Source organism: Nocardioides insulae DSM 17944, from assembly GCF_000422825.1.
GTDB classification, from domain to species: domain Bacteria; phylum Actinomycetota; class Actinomycetes; order Propionibacteriales; family Nocardioidaceae; genus Nocardioides; species Nocardioides insulae.
Genome location: NZ_KE383929.1, coordinates 138156 through 153775 on the forward strand (window position 1 = coordinate 138156; position 15620 = coordinate 153775).

A 15620-nucleotide genomic window follows, 5' to 3' on the forward strand; every position below is an offset into this window, starting at 1 on the left:
CCGGGGCGTCGCTCGGCGAGGTTTCACCCGTCGGCCGGTGACATCGGGCCCGGACGGTGCCACCGTTGGTGGATGGGTCGGCAGATCGAGGCTGACTACCTCGTCGTGGGGGCGGGGGCCGCCGGGATGGCCTTCACCGACGCGCTGATCGACCATGCCGACGTCCGGGTGGCGATGGTGGACCGGCGACACGCGGCCGGCGGCCACTGGCTCGCGGCGTACCCGTTCGTGCGGCTGCACCAGGCCTCCGCCTTCTACGGGGTCGCCTCCACCCTGTTGGGCGAGGGCCGGGTGCAGCGGGTCGGCCCGGAGACCGGGCTGCACGAGCGCGCGGCCGGAGCGGAGATCTGTGCCTACTACGGCCGGGTGCTCGACCGGATGGTCGGGGCGGGCCGGGTGGAGTTCCTGCCCAATTGCGAGTTCGACGGTGAGCACACGGTGGTCTCGCTCGTCTCCGGGGATCGGCTCGAGGTGCCCGAGAGCTGCCGGATCGTCGATGCCCGGTATCTCGCGCCGAGCGTGCCGGCCGAGAAGCCGCCTCCGTTCAAGGTCTCCGAGGACGCGTGTGTGGTGCCGGTCAACGAGCTCGCCCGTCTCACCCGGGCACCCAGCGCCTACGTGGTGGTCGGCTCGGGCAAGACCGCGACGGACGCCTGCGTCTGGCTGCTCGCCCGGGGGGTCGACCCCGACGCGGTCACCTGGGTGCGCCCACGCGAACCGTGGATGCTGAACCGTGCCCGCGTCCAACCGGATCCGGCCGTCTTCCTCGGCATGGTCGGCGACATCATGGCGGCGGCGACCGATGCGGGCTCGATGGAGGAGTTGTTCGGCCGGCTGGAGGATGCGGGCATCATGCTCCGCATCGACCGCGGCGTGCCGGCGACGATGGCCAAGACGCCCACTCTGGCGATCTGGGAGGTCGATCGGTTGCGCACCGTGGAGAACGTCGTCCGCCGAGGACATCTCACGGCTGTCTCACCGGGCAGGCTCACCTTCCCCGACGGATCGATCAGTGTGGCCAGGGACGCAATGGTGGTGCACTGCGCGGCGGACGGCCTGAAGTACCCACCGCTGGTCCCGGTCTGGCGCCCTCGGGCGATCACGCTCCAGCCGATCCGGGCGGGGTTCCCGTGCTTCGGAGCGGCACTGATCGGGTACGTCGAGGCGACCCGCGCCGGGGACGCCGAGAAGAACCGGCTCTGCCCGCCGTCGGTCTACGCCGGCTCGCTGGCGCAGTGGGCGGCCATGACCGTGATGGGGGCCCGGGCCTCCGCGTCGTTCCTGGCCGAGCCGGACATCAAGGAGTGGGCTGACACGGTCGCCCTCAACCCGGCGCGGATCCCACCGGGCCACCCCGCCTCCCCGGCCCTGGACGCCGCCCGAGAGCGGGTGGCCGCGCACAGCGCCGGCGGGCTCGCCCGGCTGGCCACCTTCATGTGACCCACCGACGCCGGTTCACCCCGGGACGCCGGGGACAGCCGGGGATCGACCTGGGATCAGTCGACGGTGACCCCGGTGATCTCGACGGGGGTGTTGGGCGCACCGTCGCCCTGGCCGTTGGCGTCGTCGACGCCGTCCTGGGCGACCTTCTCGATCGCCGCCTGGCCGGCCTTGTCGAGGGTGCCGAAGACGGTGTAGTCGGGGCTGAGCTGGGTGTCGCCGTAGACCAGGAAGAACTGGGAGCCGTTGGTGTCCGGGCCGGCGTTGGCCATCGCGACCGTGCCGGCGGGGTAGGTCTCCTTGCCGGTCAGCTCGTCGGCGAAGGAGTAGCCGGGGCCACCCGCGCCGGTCCCGGTCGGGTCGCCGCACTGGAGCACCTCGAACCCGTCGAGCACGGTCATCCGGTGGCAGGTCGTGTCGTCGTAGAAGCCCTGCTCGGCGAGGGAGAGGAAGGAGTTGACCGTGCACGGCGCAGCGGCCGCGTCGAGGGTCAGGCCGAGGTCGCCCGCGCTGGTCTGGACCGTGACCTCGACGGTGCCGTCCTCGGAGGCGGTCGCCTCGGGCAGATCGACGTCCGCGGCCGCCTCGCCGCCCTCGACGTACTCGCAGCTCACGCCCCCGGCCTGGGACTCGGTCTGGGAAGCCGAGTCGGAGGCAGTGGTGGGCTCGGAGTCGTCACCGCAGGCGGCGAGCACCCCGACGGCGAGCAGGAGTACGGCGGCACGAGCGGATCGCTTCAGCATGGGCGCAAGGATAGAGACGCTCACATCTCCTCGTGGGTGTCGGGGTCGCCCCCGAACAGCCGGCCGTCGGCTCGGGCGAGTGCCGAGATCGCCTCGACCTCGGCCTCACTGAGGGCGAAGCCGAAGACGTCCAGATTGAGCCGCTGCCGCTCGGGGGCTGCCGACTTCGGGATGGGCACCGCACCGAGCTGTAGCTGCCAGCGCAGGATCACCTGGGCGGGGGTGACCCCGTGGGCCTCGGCAGCGGCCGCGACCGGTGGTTCGGAGAACGGCGCCTGCCGCTTGCCCAGCGGACTCCACGACTCGGTCTGGATGCCGAGGGATCGGTTCACAGCGCGCATCTCGGCCTGGGGGAAGTAGGGGTGCAGCTCGAGCTGGTTCACCGCGGGGGTCACCCCGGTCTCCTCGATGATGCGGTGCAGCTGGGACGCGGTGAAGTTGGAGACGCCGATCGAGCGCACCAGCCCCTCCTCCTGGAGGTGGACCAGCGCACGCCAGGCCTCGGCGTACCTGTCGTGCCGGGGGTTGGGCCAGTGGATCAGGTGGAGGTCGATCTGGTCGATGCCGAGCCGCTCGAGCGACCCGAGGGAGCTGCGGACGGCGTCGTCGAAGCCGTGGTGCCGACCGGGCAGCTTGGTGCAGACGGTGAGCTCCTCGCGGGGTACGCCGGAGCGGCGGATCGCCTCGCCGACCTCGGCCTCGTTGCCGTAGTTGACCGCGGTGTCGAGCAGCCGGTAGCCGACCTCGATGGCGCTGAGGATCGCCGCCGTACCCTCCTCACCGGTCAGCGGGTAGGTGCCGAACCCGATCGGGGGGAGGGTGGAACCGTCGTTGAGGGCGAGCGGTAGCGCGTCGGTCATACCCCTCACCGTAGAGGCCGGACACGAGCGCGCGCCCGCCCCCGGGTCGGGGACGGGCGCGCGGGTCGGCGGTGCCGACAACGCCGGTGCCGGTGGCTCAGCCGAGCAGCTTGGCCTTCGCCGCGGCGAACTCGGCGTCATTGAGCAGCCCCTGGCTCTTCAGGTCGGCCAGCTTGCTCAGCTGGGCCATCAGGTCGTCGCCACCGCCGGCGGGGGCCGCGACGGCCGGGGCCTGCTTGGCGGCCTGGAGCTGGTCGAGCTGGGCCTGCATGGCCACCATCTCGGCCTGGGCCTGCTGAGCCTGCTGGGCCTGGTACTGCGCCTGTTGCTGGGCGTGGTACTCCGCCTGCTGGGCCGCCTCCTGCTCGGCGGCCTTGTTCGCCCAGCGGTTCTGCTGTCGACGGGCGACGCCACCACTCACCGCGGTGGCGGTCCCGGAGATGACGGCGGTGCGGGCCATGGTGCCGATCAGGCCGGGGCGTCCTACGCGACCAATCATGAGACTTCTCCTCGATTTCGGACTCGGATGCCGGCGGACTCGGCGCCGGCGGGGTGTGCGGGCTGCCCGGACGGGCAGCGGGGGTGGGTCGGGCTCAGCTCTCGGCCAGGGTGGCCATCAGCTCCTCGACGACGGGACCGGGCACGCGCAGGTCGGCCATCAGCTCGCCGCCGGAGGCGAAGATGGCGTCGCGCAGCGGCTTCATCCAGGTGTGCTCGAAGACCAGGATCGCCGCGGAACTGTTGGGCTCGAGGGCGCCGGCGAGCTCCTCGACGTCCTCATCCGAGACCAGCCCTTCGACCCGGTCGAGGAGAGCGGCGAGGCGCCCGGCGTCGCCGTCACCTCCGTCGACCTCGTCGAGTTCGACGAAGGTGACGGGGCCGTCCTGATCACGGGTGGCGAGGACTCCGTCGATGACGGTGATCGTGCCGCTGGAGGTGAGGCGCTCCAGTTCGGGGATGATCTCGCCGGTGAACCGGTTGCCGGGGAACGCGATGGACACGACTTCGATGGGGCCGAGGCTCATGACCCGACCCTAGCGCCGCCGGTGGTGGAACGGCTGAGATATCGCTGAGGTGGTGCTCTGAGATCCCGGATCCGGCCCACCCAGGCGGGCCGGGTCAGCGGTCCTCGTCGACGGGCGGGCCGAAGAGCGCCACGTGTCTCAGGGCCAGTTCGACGTACGCCGCCCGCTCGGTCAGCGGGTGGCCGAGCAGCTCCTCGGCCTTGCCGAGCCGGTACCGGACGGTGTTCTTGTGCACGAAGAGCTCCTCGGCCACGGCCTCGACCTGCCGATGGGTGAGGAAGGCCAGGATGGTCTGCCGGACCTGGGCGAGGTTCTTGTCGGCACCGCAGAGCGGACCCACCTCGCGCAGCACCATCCGCTCGACGAGGTCGCGGTTGCCGTCGACCAGGCAGAGCAGCTCCACGTCGCGGTAGCCGAGGACCGGCGGCGCGAGCAGGGCCGAACTGGAGAGCCGGTGGGCGGCGCGGGCCTCCTGGTGGGACCTTCGGAACCCGACCGGCCCGCGGTGGGGGAGGCCGAGGCTCAGCCGGGCGCCGGCATCGCCGAGGCGTTGCCCGAGACCGCCGGCAGCCGAGAGGTCCGGTGAGGTGGGGGTGGCCAGCCAGCCCCACCGGTCGCGATGCCCGGCCGCGTGCACGAGCGGTGGGGGAGCGCCGACGACGCGGGCGAGCTCCTGCGCCAGGGCGTCCAGGTCCCGTTCCTGGACGGGACCCTCGGCCTGCCACAGCACGAAGCCGGTCTGCCAGTGGCGCAGCGCGTGCCCGAGGTCCCCGGAGAGCTCCTCGGTGGCCGTCATGGTGCCCTGCAGCAGCCCGTCGACCAGAGCCGCCCGCCTGGCCAGGGCGCCCTGCACCTGCGCCCGGCGTTCTTCGTAGAACGTCTCGATGAGCTGCTCGATGGTGTCGTCGATCCAGTGACCGGCCCGGCTCCAGAGGTGGACCAGCGCCTCGTCCCGGCCGGGGCGGGGGAGCGGCGGTTCCTGGGTGACCTCCGAGAGGTAGGTCAGCACGAACTGGTGGGCGGCCCGGTAGATCTTGAGCAGGATCCCCAGATCCATGCCCCGCCGGGCCAGTGAGCGGGCGAGGTTGCCCGCCGGCAGCGGCAGCTGGTGGCGGTAGTCCTCGGTCCGGACCATCTCCAAGAACGCGCGCCACTGGGACCTGGTGCTGAGGTAGAGGTCGTGGGTGAGCATCGGGTCCTCGGCCAGCTGCGGGATCTGGTCGAGGATGCCGTCGTTGACATGCCGGACGAACCGCTCCACGGCCTCGTCGCGCATGGCGGCCCCTGCGAACTCCTGGACCCAGGCCTGAAGATCGTGGGTCTGCTCGGGCATGGGCCTCTCCTCGGTCTGTGGCGTACGCCACCTCGGATTGTTCCTCGGCACAATCGCGGGGTCCAACGCTGGATCCTCGGCCCAAGAGTCCGAGTGTGATGCATGGCACGCTCTGCTGCGACCCAACCGCAGGTGGAAGGAACCGAGCACAGCGATGGCGAGCACGAAGGCCGGGCAGGGCGCCCGCGCAGCACAGCGCACCTACGACTACATCGTGGTGGGAGCCGGATCCGCCGGTGCGGTCGTGGCCGCGCGTCTCTCCGAGGACGCCGGTACGTCGGTCCTGCTCGTGGAGGCCGGCGGCTCGCACAAGCACCTCAGCGTGCAGGTGCCGGCGGCGTTCTCCAAGCAGTTCAAGACCGAGCGCGATTGGAACGTGCTCACCGAGCCCGAGCCGCACCTCGGCGGCCGCCGGATCTACCACCCCCGGGCGAAGATGCTGGGTGGGTGCAGCGGCATGAACGCGATGATCTACATCCGCGGGAACAAGGCCGACTACGACGGCTGGGCCAAGTCCGGTGCGACCGGCTGGTCCTACGACGAGGTGCTGCCGTACTTCAAGCGCTCCGAGAACAACTCCCGTGGCGCCGACCGGTTCCACGGTGACCAGGGGCCTCAGCACATCCAGGACCTCCGCTCACCCAACCCGGTGGTTCAGCGCCTGATCGAGGGTGCCGCAGCCACCGGTCTCCAGCGCAATGACGACTTCAACGGCGCCGCGCAGGAGGGCACCGGGTTCTACCAGGTGACCCACAAGCGCGGGTCCCGCTGGACCACCGCCGACGGATACCTCGCCCCCGCGGCCAAGCGGGCGAACCTGACCGTGCTCACCGAGGCGCACGTGCACCGGGTCACCCTGAGCGAGGGCCGGGCCACCGGCATCGAGGTGGAGGTCGACGGGGAGATGCACGCCGTGCGGTGCACCCGCGAGGTCGTGCTCTCCGCCGGTGCCTTCAACACCCCGCAACTCCTCATGCTCTCCGGGATCGGCCCGGCCGAGCACCTGGCCGAGCACGGCATCGAGGCGGTCGTGGACAACCCCCATGTGGGGGACCACCTGATGGACCACCCGATGTACCTGGTCAACGCCGAGACCAGCGCCAGCGGCACGCTGGCCGAGGCGGAGTCGCCGAAGCAGCTGGTCAACTACCTGGCCAGGCGCCGCGGCGTACTCACCTCCAACGTGGGGGAGGGCGGCGCCTTCTTCCACACGCGTGCCGGGCTGGACGCCCCTGACATGCAGCTCATCTTCGCCCCCGGCTACTTCTGGGAGCACGGCGCCGCCACCCACGACACCCCGGCGATGGGCATCGGCTGCTCCCTGGTCGGCGCCAAGAGCCGCGGGCAGGTGAGGCTGCGCAGTGCCGACCCGAAGGACCAGGTGGCCGCGACGTTCAACTACTTCGCCGAGCAGGAGGACATGGACGCCATGGTCGCCGCGGTGGAGAAGGTGCGCGAGATCCTCGCCTCCTCGCCGATGCGCGAGCTGGTCGGCGAGGAGATCCACCCCGGGTCGCAGACGCGGACCCGGGAGGAGCTGGAGGAGGAGATCCGGCGCGGCGTCGAGCACACCTACCACCCCTCCTGCACCGCCAGGATCGGGAGCGAGGGCGAGGGCGTCGTCGACCCGGAGCTGAGGGTGTACGGCGTCACCGGGCTCCGTGTCGCCGACGCGTCGGTCTTCCCGACCGTGACCCACGGCAACACCCATGCTCCCACCGTCCTGGTCGGAGAGAAGGCCGCCGACCTCATTCGTGCGGCACAGTGAGTGATATGACCAACGACACGAATTCACCCGAGCACGAATCAGCGGTCCAGGCCGAGGCCGACCGGATCGTCACCCGGCTCGACGCCGCGGAGCAGACCTGGGCGGCGCTCCCGCTGAGCGAGCGGATCGAGCTGCTCGAGCGTCTCGGCCGACTGACCGAGGAGCACGCCCAGCAGTGGGTCGAGGAAGCCTGCCGGATCAAGCAGCTGCCCGCCGACTCGCCGCTGGTCGGCGAGGAATGGATCAGCGGCCCCTGGGCGGTGCTGACCTTCGTCCCCGCCCTCGCTGAGACCCTGCGTCGCCTCGACGCCGGGAAGGACGTCCTGTCCGGGTTCCATACCCGCACCGTCGGTGAGGACCAGGTGGCGGTCGACGTCTTGCCGCACAACCTCTACGACCGGCTGCTGCTGAACGGCTACACCGCCACCGTGTGGATGGAGCGCGGTGTGACCGAGGCAGACGTACGCCGCGAGGCCGGGCTCACCCAGCGCGACCCGGCTGCCACCCGCGGGAGCACCCTGGTGCTGGGGGCGGGCAACATCTTCTCGATCGCGCCCCTCGACGTGCTGTACATGCTCTACGCCGAGAACCGCGTGGCCGTGCTCAAGCTGAACCCCATCGCCGAGGCGCTCGAGCCCGTGCTGCGGGCGATCTTCGCGCCGTTCCTCGAGCTCGGCGTCGTCGAGATCATCACCGGCGGGGTCGAGATCGGAGCGCGGCTGGCCCATCACCCGGGGATCTCCGCGGTCCACATGACCGGCAGCGAGCGCACCCACGACGCGATCGTGTGGGGCCCCGGCGCCGAGGGTGAGGAGCGCAAGCAGGCCGGCACCCCGCTGCTGGACAAGCCGATCAGCAGCGAACTCGGGGGAGTGGCCCCGGTCATCATCGTGCCGGGCAAGTGGAGCGAGGCCGACCTCGAACACCAGGCCCAGCACGTGGCGACGATGCGGCTGCACAACTCCGGTTTCAACTGCATCGCCGGGCAGGTGGTCGTGCTCAGCTCCGAGTGGGAGCAGAAGGACGACTTCCTGGCGGCCCTGCGACGCGCACTCTCGGCCGCACCGCATCGTCCCCCGTGGTATCCCGGCTGCGCGGACCGGGTGAGCGCCGCCCGCGGGCTGCACCCCAGTTCCGAGGCGGTCGGCGGCACCCCCGAACGCACCCTGATCCCCGGTCTGGACCTCACCGATGCCACCGAGAGTGCCTTCCAGGAGGAGTACTTCGGACCGGTGCTCGGCGTCGCCGAACTCCCCGGTCACGGCGAGCACTTCCTCCGCTCCGCGGTCGACGCGGCCAACGAACGGCTGCACGGCACCCTGGGCGCGAACGTGATCCTCGACCCGGCCACGATGAAGTACCTCGGCACCGCCCTGGAGGAGCAGATCGCCCGGCTCCGCTACGGCACCATCGGGGTCAACGCGTGGACCGGACTCGGCTACCTCACCGCGCACGCCACCTGGGGCGCCTTCCCCGGTCACCCGCTGGACGACATCCAGAGCGGCCGCGGCGTCGTCCACAACGCGCTCCTGCTGGCTCGCACCGAGCGCACCGTGGTGCGCGGCCCGTTCCGCACCTCCCCGCGCAGCGTGATGCACGGGGAACTGACCATCTCGCCCAAGCCGCCGTGGTTCGTCAACAACCGCACTGCGGCCGGCACGGGGCGCCTGCTCAGCGAGTTCGCGGCGTCGCCGTCGGTCGCCAAGCTGCCCGGCATCTTCGTCTCCGCGCTGCGTGGGTGAGGCGAGCGTGCCAGAGATCGAAACGCTGTCGACCCCGGAATCGCGGGAGCCTGTCCTCCCCGCGGAACGGGGCCGTCCGGCCTGGCTGGAGGAGGGCGAGGAGCCCGACTACCGGTTCAGCCTGGCCAACGAGCGCACCTACCTGGCCTGGGTGCGCACCACCCTCGCCCTGGTGGCCGCCGCCGTGGCCGTGGTCCAGTTGGTGCCGGAGTTCCGTGTCCCCGGAGGTCAGCTGGTCATCGGCCTGGCGCTGGCCCTGACCGCGCTCGGGACCTCGGTCTACTCCTACCGTCGCTGGCAGCGCAACGAGCGGGCCATGCGGCACGCGGCTCCGCTGCCGTACTCGCGGGGCCTGGCCGCCCTCGCCATCGCCCTGGTCGGCGTGGTCGGGGTCATCACCGCGCTGCTCGCCCTGGAGTTCCGGTGACCGTGGCATCGCCCGAGGAGTCTCGGGACCTGGGGCTCCAGGCCGAGCGTACGGCGCTCGCCTGGCGACGTACCGGCCTGACCGCGTTCGTCCTCGGTCTGCTGCTGGTCCGACTCGGGCTCGCCGACGGCGCCCCCGCCGAGGTCGCCGCCGGAGGCGCCGCCCTGGCGACCTCCGCAGCCCTCGGCGCGATCGGTCGCGGCGCCGTCCTCCGCGATCCGCACCGCCGGCGCCGGCTGCTCGGCTGCTGCGCAACCGGCATGGCCGTGCTGTCCACGGCCACGGTCGCCACCGTCCTGATCGGCTGACCGCCCCTGTCCAGGACCGCCCGGAACCCGCGGAACCTGCTCCGCGGCGTCCATCCTCCTGCCCACCTCGACCAGCTCGACCCGACCATCGCCATCGTCAAACCGGAGTAGGACCCATGACCACCCTTCCCACGCACCCCGGCGTGCGCCCGACCACCGAGAAGCCGTCGGCCCGCGCCTGGGTCATCACCGGCCTGCTGGTCGTCTTCATGCTGATCAACTTCGGGGACAAGGCCGTGCTCGGGCTCGCCGCCGACCCGATGATGGCCGACCTCGGCATGTCGGCCTCGGAGTACGGACTCGTGTCCAGCTCCTTCTACGCGTTGTTCAGCATCTCCGCGATCGTGGTCGGCTTCATCGCCAACAAGCGCTCCAACAAGCGGATCCTGCTGATCATGGGGATCGTCTGGGCGCTCACCCAACTGCCGGTGGTCTTCTTCGCCAGTGTGGCGACGCTGCTGGTGAGCCGGACCGTCCTCGGCGCCGCCGAGGGCCCCGCGAACCCGCTGTCGGTCAACGCCGCCCAGAAGTGGTTCCCCGACACCCGGCGCAACCTGCCCACCTCGCTGGTCAACCTCGGCGCCGCCCTCGGCGTCGTGGTGATGGCACCGCTGCTGTCCTACTTCATCGACAACCACGGCTGGCGCTCCGCCTTCTTCGTGATGATGGTGCTGGGCATCATCTGGTCGGTCGTGTGGGCCGTGGTCGGCCGGGACGGGCGCACCGCCTCCGCGACCGTCGAGGCGAGCGAGGTCAGCGACGTCACCGAGGCCGGGGCAGCACCCGAGCCGGTCGCTCCCGCCACCGCACCTCGCACCGGCGACGCCCTGGTGGCCCGCGCCGGCCGGGCGCCGTACCGCGCCATCTTCTTGTCGGGGACCGGGCTGAGCGTGTTCGCCGCGGGATTCGTCGTCTACTGGGCGCTCGCGCTGCTGGTGGCCTGGGTGCCGCTCTACCTGAGCAAGCCGCTCGAGCTCGGCACCGCCAAGGGCGGCACCCTGGTGGTCCTCCCGTGGCTGGTCGGCGCGATCGTGATCCCGCTCCAGGGCTTCATCTCGGACCGGATGATGCAGCGGGGCGGCAGCTCCCTGGTCGCCCGGGTGGGGGTCTCGGCGGTCTGCATCCTGGCCTCCGGCATCTGCATGCTGATGCTCACGGTGGTGCCCGGCACCGCCCCCCAGTTGGCCGTGCTGACCTTCGCCTTCTCGCTGGGCTGCGTGCAGCTGGGCATCGGGATGACCCTGATGGCCGAGATCACCCCGCCGATGCAGCGGGCCGCGGTCCTGGCCACCCTGACCGCGGTGACCGGGCTGGCCGGCGTGATCGCACCGGCGCTGGCAGGACGCCTGATCGACGCGCACGGCACCGCCAGCGCCACCGGCTACCACCAGGTGTTCCTGATCACCGGCGTGCTGTTCCTGATCGGCTGCGCCTGCCTGACACTGTTCGCCCGCCCGGTCCGGGACGCCGCCCGGGTGGCCCGCCTGGCCGGAGCGGCCCGCTGAGCCGGCTGCTCCGGACCGTCCCCCGTCCCGGAGCAGCCCGCGCCAGCGCCGCGCCCCCTGGGAGAGTTCCTCCCAGGGGGCGCGGTGTCTGCGGCGACTCCCTGCCCTCGCCGCCGGATGAGGCCGGACGGCGGTGCGGGTCAGTGCCGCTCGATCACCTTGGCCGCGTCGAAGGCGTGCGGCAGGGCGCCGTACTGGAGGCCCCGGGAGGGGGAGAGTCGGGTCTCGACGAAGGCGTCACCGACCGGCTGGGGAGCATGCCGCAGCAGCAGCGAGGCCTGTAGACCCAGCGCCATCCGCTCGGTGAGCAGCCGGGCCGTGGTCGGGTCGGGCAGCTCGCGCATCCGGGCGATGTCGTCGGCGACCCGGACGACGTGGTCGTCGAAACGGCTGTTCTCGCCCGAGGCGAGCCGGAGTTCGTCGAGGAAGGCTTCGAAGGCCTGCGGCTCGCGCTGCATCGCCCGCAGGACGTCCAGGGCGATCACGTTGCCCGACCCCTCCCACACCGCCAGCACCGGCGCCTCGCGGTAGCGCCGGGCGAGCGGGAAGTCCTCGGTGTAGCCGTTCCCGCCCAGGCACTCCAAGGACTCGTAGGCGTGCTGCGGGCCGCGCTTGCACACCCAGTACTTGGCCACCGGGGTGGCGATCCGCCTGAGCAACTGGTCGTGCTCACCGGCCCCCGGCTCGTGCGCCTGCGCCAGCCGCAGGGCGGTGTACGTCGCCGCCTCGGAGTCCAGGGCCAGGTCCGCGAGTACGCCGGTCATCACCGGCTGGTCCACGAGCAGGGCCCCGAACGCGGAGCGGTGGCGGGCGTGCCACAGTGCCTCGGCGACACCCTGGCGCATCCCGCCCGCACCGCCGATCACGCAGTCCAGCCGGGTGTGGCTCACCATCTCGATGATCGTCCTGACGCCGCGGCCGACCTCACCGACCAGCCAGCCGCTGGCGCCGACGTACTCCACCTCCGAGGAGGCGTTGGACTTGTTGCCGAGCTTGTTCTTGAGTCGCTGGATGCGGATGCCGTTGCGGGTGCCGTCGGGCAGGATCCGTGGCACCAGGAAGCACGACGGTGCGGTGTCGGACTCCGAGACCCGGGCGAGCACGAGGAACGCGTCACTCATCGGCGCGGAGCAGAACCACTTGTGCCCGGTGATCCGATACTCCTCACCGGGCCCGCCGGCCCCGACCGGCACGGCACGGGTGGTGTTGGCCCGGACGTCGGAGCCGCCCTGCTTCTCGGTCATCGCCATGCCGAAGGTGATCGCCGGCTTGGTGGCCGGGTCGGCCAGTTCGGCGGAGTACGCCCGTCCGTGGACGCGTGGCTCCCAGATCGCGGCCAGATCCGGCTGGGTGCGCAGCGACGGGACGACGGCGTAGGTCATCGAGATGGGGCAGCAGTGCCCGGGCTCGATCTGGTTGGCCATCATGAACGCGGCCGCCCGCGCGGTGTGGGCGTACGCCGCGGCGTCCGGCGCCCACGGCGCCGCGTGCAGGCCCTGCGCCATGCTGGTGCTCATCAGTTGGTGATAGGACGGGTGGAACTCCACCTCGTCGATCCGGTGCCCCCAACGGTCGTGGGTGCGCAGCACCGGGCCGTGGTCGTTGGCCAGTCGCGCCCACTCCTGGTACTCCGCGGAGCCCACGGTGGCGCCGAACCGGGTGAGCTCGTCGGTCGCCTGCGCCGCGCCGAACGCCGCCACGGCCTCCTGGAGGGGACCGTTGGCGAGGTACTCGTTGACCCCCACTCGGGGCTCGGACTGGTTGAAGACCTCGTGGGTGACGAAGCCGGTCTGGGGGCCGGGCTGGCTGGTCTCGGAACTGCTCATCACAGGCTCTCCTCGAGGGCTGGGGGGATGACGGAAAGGGGCTCGGACGCGCCGGCGGCGCGCAGGCACAGGGAGCGGAGTTCCGCGATGACGGTCTCGCGGGAGTTGTCCGCCGCGGTGGGGGAGAGGGGACCGACCAGGGCCTCGCCGATCGCTCCGGTCAGGGCGGCCGCGGTGACGCGGGGCTGCTGTGCGGGGAGTTCGCCGCAGGTGAGGCCGCGCTCGATCAGATCCTGGAGGAGCCGGGCATAGTGCCGCCGATACTCCAGGCGGGCGGCCTCCACGGCGGGATCGGCGGGCTCGGCGAGCAGCGCCCAGGAGAGCCGGCGGGCCCGGAGCGCGCGGTGGGCGAACACCTCGACCAGGGCGCTGATCCCTGAGGCGGCCGGAGTGGCTGAGGCGGGGTCGTGGACGGCGGCGACCGCCTCGGTCACTGCGGTGAGCTCCGCGGTCGCCAGACCCTGGAAGGTCTCGGCCTGGAGGGCGGACTTGTCCGGGAAGTGGGTGTAGACGTTGCCCGTGCTCACCCCGGCGTCACGTGCGACGGCGGCCACGGTCAGGGCGCGCCACCCGCCCTCGGCCACCAGCGCCCGGGCGGCCACGAGCAGGAGGTCGCGTCGCTGCGCGGCCTTGGCCCGGGTATGGGCGGTAGGTCGGTAGGCCATCTCATCCCAATGAAGTGAATGGGGGTTCGTTTCTTGGCCTCCAGTGTGCGGGCACGCCTTCGCCGCGTCAATCCGACGGGACGTCCGGGGTTCAGATCCCCGACACACTCGAACCGGCACACTCGCCGGCTCAGCGAACCCACTGGACGGCGGCCTCACGGCCCGCCTCGACCTGGGAGCCGCTCTGCCGGCGGGCCATCCGACGCAGCAGCGGGGGAGTGAGGAGGATGCCGACCACGGCCCAGGTCCCGAGGACCGCGACCGTCGCCAGGGTGCGCCAACTGCCCCCGATCTCCAGCGCGGCGGCCTCCTCGGGCAGGAAGGCGGAGCGCATGCCCAGACCCAGCCAGTACATCGGGAAGATCTGTGCCACGACCTGCACCCAGCCCCACAGCTGTTGGATGGGGTAGAAGATGCCGGAGATCCCAGCGAGCACCATCACCGGGAGCATGCCCCAGGTGCCGACCTTCTGGCTGTTGGGCACCAGCGCGCCGATGATCATGCCGATCGGCATGGTGGCCAGGAGACCCAACACGATCACCCAGGCGACCGTGAGCCACCCCGACGGGTCGGCCATCACTCCGTCGAAGAGCAGCAGGCTGGGCACCAGGATCACCAGCAGTTGGGGGAGCAGCGAGAGGGTCTGGAAGACCAGTTGCCCGGTGAAGTACCCGCGCAACCCGTGCGGCACCGCCTTGTGCCGCAGCAGGGTGCCGTCCTCCTTCTCCATCGCCAGCGCGTACGCCGGCCCGATCACCACCCCGAACGCGATCAGCAGACCGAGCAGGCTCGGCAGGGTGACGGCGGCGAAGGAGAGGTCGGTGCCGGCCACGTCGGCGTCACGGCGGAGGAACAGGTAGCCCACGACCAGCAGCCCGGTGAAGATGTAGAAGCCCTGGTCCTGGCTGCTCTTCACGCTCTGCCAGAACTCGCGGAGGCCGCGCTGGATGCCGATCCGGACCGCGTAGGTGCCGCTCATGAGGTGGCCTCCGTGAAGAGCCGGGCGGCGGCCTCGCCGTGCCCGGCCTCGTGTTGCTGGACCAGGGAGAGGTAGGCGTCCTCGAGGCTCGCCCGACGGATCTCCAGGTCCGCGACGGAGTCGCCGTACTGGGAGAAGAGCTGCCGGGTGAACCGCGTGCCGTCGGGGACCGACTCGGAGTACGCCTGACCGTCGACCCGCCAGCGCACCGTGGTCTCCCCGGCGATCCGTCGGGCCAGCCCGTCCACGGTGTCGTCGGCGACGATCGTGCCGCCGGCCAGGACCAGCACCCGGGTGGCCAGACGCTCGGCCTCGTCGAGGTCGTGGGTGGTGAGCAGGATGGTGGTCCGTTCGGCGGCGGACAGGCGCCGGATCAGGTCGTGGAACTCGCGTCGCGCCTGCGGGTCGAACCCCGCGGTGGGCTCGTCGAGGAACAACAGCTCCGGACGGCCGACGATGCCGATGGCCACATCGAGGCGCCGTCGCTGTCCCCCGGACAGGGCGTTGATCTTCAGATCCGCCTGATCGCTGAGCCCCACGGTCTCCAGGAGCAGGCCGGTGTCGTGCGGGCGGGGCCGATCTGGAGTGGCGTACGGCGCGTAGTAGGCACCCAGCTGGCCCAGCAGTCGCCGCGGCGTCCACCTCGGGTGGTCACGCCACGATTGGAGTACGACGCCGACCCGGGCACGCCAGTCCTCCGAGGCCGAGGCCGGATCCTCGCCGAGGACGCGCACGGTGCCGGCGGAGCGGGTCCGGAACCCCTCCAGGATCTCGATCGTGGTGGTCTTGCCGGCGCCGTTGGGGCCGAGCAGGCACACCACCTCACCGGCCTCGATCCCGAAGTCGACCCCGGTCAGCACGTCCTTGGTGCCGTAGCGCATCCGCAGGTCGTCCACCTCGACGACGGGACCCGTGGCGATGTCACCCACGACGTCGAGCCTAGGGACCCCCGGAGGGCGCGACAACGGACTTTGGTCTGCCCTACCGGCAGCGCGGGCG

At 71.5% G+C, this 15620-nt stretch carries 15 protein-coding genes; 6 read left to right on the forward strand and 9 right to left on the reverse strand.

Features of this window, described 5'->3' with window-relative positions:
• Positions 1 to 72 precede the first annotated feature (72 nt).
• The gene (locus tag G515_RS0115245; RefSeq protein ID WP_028660831.1) at positions 73 to 1440 is read left to right on the forward strand and encodes an NAD(P)-binding protein; all 1368 of its coding nucleotides are present in this window, start codon (positions 73 to 75) and stop codon (positions 1438 to 1440) included.
• Between the two features lie 56 nt (positions 1441 to 1496).
• Here the strand turns inward: G515_RS0115245 and G515_RS0115250 are convergent, their stop codons facing one another.
• The 5 genes from G515_RS0115250 to G515_RS0115270 all read right to left on the reverse strand — a co-directional run bounded on the left by G515_RS0115250 (position 1497) and on the right by G515_RS0115270 (position 5401).
• A complete protein-coding gene (locus tag G515_RS0115250) occupies positions 1497 to 2183 on the reverse strand; it encodes a peptidylprolyl isomerase (protein ID WP_028660832.1) in 687 nt (228 codons plus the stop codon).
• Between the two features lie 20 nt (positions 2184 to 2203).
• A complete protein-coding gene (locus tag G515_RS0115255) occupies positions 2204 to 3043 on the reverse strand; it encodes an aldo/keto reductase (RefSeq protein WP_028660833.1) in 840 nt (279 codons plus the stop codon).
• A gap of 97 nt (positions 3044 to 3140) precedes the next feature.
• Positions 3141 to 3542 (reverse strand): SHOCT domain-containing protein, encoded by a 402-nt coding sequence (locus G515_RS0115260; RefSeq protein WP_028660834.1) that lies wholly within the window; start codon positions 3540 to 3542, stop codon positions 3141 to 3143.
• Between the two features lie 94 nt (positions 3543 to 3636).
• A complete protein-coding gene (locus G515_RS0115265; protein WP_028660835.1) occupies positions 3637 to 4068 on the reverse strand; it encodes a DUF6325 family protein in 432 nt (143 codons plus the stop codon).
• Between the two features lie 94 nt (positions 4069 to 4162).
• Positions 4163 to 5401, reverse strand: a complete 1239-nt coding sequence (locus tag G515_RS0115270) for a PucR family transcriptional regulator (protein WP_028660836.1) — start codon at positions 5399 to 5401, stop codon at positions 4163 to 4165.
• A gap of 154 nt (positions 5402 to 5555) precedes the next feature.
• Here G515_RS0115270 and G515_RS0115275 point away from each other — a divergent pair, with 154 nt between their 5' ends.
• The 5 genes from G515_RS0115275 (at position 5556) to G515_RS0115295 (ending at position 11151) form a co-directional block, all read left to right on the forward strand.
• Positions 5556 to 7169, forward strand: coding sequence for a GMC family oxidoreductase (locus G515_RS0115275; RefSeq protein WP_028660837.1), 1614 nt, complete (start codon positions 5556 to 5558; stop codon positions 7167 to 7169).
• 5 nt (positions 7170 to 7174) lie between these two features.
• Positions 7175 to 8911, forward strand: a complete 1737-nt coding sequence (locus tag G515_RS0115280; RefSeq protein WP_028660838.1) for an aldehyde dehydrogenase family protein — start codon at positions 7175 to 7177, stop codon at positions 8909 to 8911.
• A gap of 7 nt (positions 8912 to 8918) precedes the next feature.
• On the forward strand, positions 8919 to 9338 hold the full coding sequence (locus tag G515_RS0115285; RefSeq protein ID WP_245565430.1) for a YidH family protein: 420 nt from the start codon (positions 8919 to 8921) through the stop codon (positions 9336 to 9338).
• Positions 9335 to 9646 (forward strand): DUF202 domain-containing protein, encoded by a 312-nt coding sequence (locus G515_RS21770; RefSeq protein ID WP_036555874.1) that lies wholly within the window; start codon positions 9335 to 9337, stop codon positions 9644 to 9646. The genes G515_RS0115285 and G515_RS21770 overlap by 4 nt, the downstream gene beginning before the upstream one ends.
• A gap of 116 nt (positions 9647 to 9762) precedes the next feature.
• Positions 9763 to 11151, forward strand: coding sequence for an MFS transporter (locus G515_RS0115295; RefSeq protein WP_084653638.1), 1389 nt, complete (start codon positions 9763 to 9765; stop codon positions 11149 to 11151).
• 140 nt (positions 11152 to 11291) lie between these two features.
• On the opposite strand, the gene G515_RS0115300 is transcribed toward G515_RS0115295, so the two are convergent.
• From G515_RS0115300 to G515_RS0115315, 4 genes are all read right to left on the reverse strand, one after another.
• Positions 11292 to 12977: an acyl-CoA dehydrogenase family protein gene (locus G515_RS0115300; protein ID WP_028660841.1), complete on the reverse strand. Its 1686-nt coding sequence runs from the start codon at positions 12975 to 12977 to the stop codon at positions 11292 to 11294.
• On the reverse strand, positions 12977 to 13642 hold the full coding sequence (locus tag G515_RS0115305) for a TetR/AcrR family transcriptional regulator (RefSeq protein ID WP_028660842.1): 666 nt from the start codon (positions 13640 to 13642) through the stop codon (positions 12977 to 12979). The genes G515_RS0115300 and G515_RS0115305 overlap by 1 nt, the downstream gene beginning before the upstream one ends.
• Before the next feature lie 130 nt (positions 13643 to 13772).
• On the reverse strand, positions 13773 to 14621 hold the full coding sequence (locus G515_RS0115310; protein ID WP_028660843.1) for an ABC transporter permease: 849 nt from the start codon (positions 14619 to 14621) through the stop codon (positions 13773 to 13775).
• Positions 14618 to 15550, reverse strand: a complete 933-nt coding sequence (locus G515_RS0115315; protein ID WP_036555875.1) for an ABC transporter ATP-binding protein — start codon at positions 15548 to 15550, stop codon at positions 14618 to 14620. The genes G515_RS0115310 and G515_RS0115315 overlap by 4 nt, the downstream gene beginning before the upstream one ends.
• Between the last annotated feature and the right edge of the window lie 70 nt (positions 15551 to 15620).